Below are 452 nucleotides of genomic sequence, written 5' to 3' on the forward strand. Positions count from 1 at the left end.
GATTCCGACGGGGTTTCACGTGTCCCGCCGTACTCAGGATCCACTCTGGAGGAAACGAAGTTTCGGCTACAGGGCTGTTACCTTGTCTCGCGGATCTTTCCAGATCGCTTCACCTACTCCGTTTCTTTTTGACTCCGTATAGAGTGTCCTACAACCCCAAGAGGCAAGCCTCTTGGTTTGGGCTAATTCCGTTTCGCTCGCCGCTACTCAGGAAATCGCATTTGCTTTCTCTTCCTCTGGGTACTTAGATGTTTCAGTTCCCCAGGTCTGCCTCCTCGTATCCTATAGATTCAGATACGGGTACCATCTCATTACAGATGGTGGGTTCCCCCATTCGGATATCCCCGCTTCAAAGCTTACTTACAGCTCCACGAGGCGTTTCGCCGTTCGTCGCGTCCTTCTTCGGCTCCTAGTGCCAAGGCATTCACCGTGCGCCCTTTCTAACTTAACCA

1 rRNA gene is annotated in these 452 nt (G+C 52.2%); it reads right to left on the bottom strand.

Annotated features, from left to right (window positions below):
* Positions 1-451, bottom strand: a 23S ribosomal RNA gene (locus MW695_RS22270); the annotation flags it as partial.
* Position 452 lies beyond the last annotated feature (1 nt).

Source organism: Halalkalibacter sp. APA_J-10(15), from assembly GCF_023017105.1.
Classification (GTDB): Bacteria; Bacillota; Bacilli; order Bacillales; family Bacillaceae_D; genus Halalkalibacter.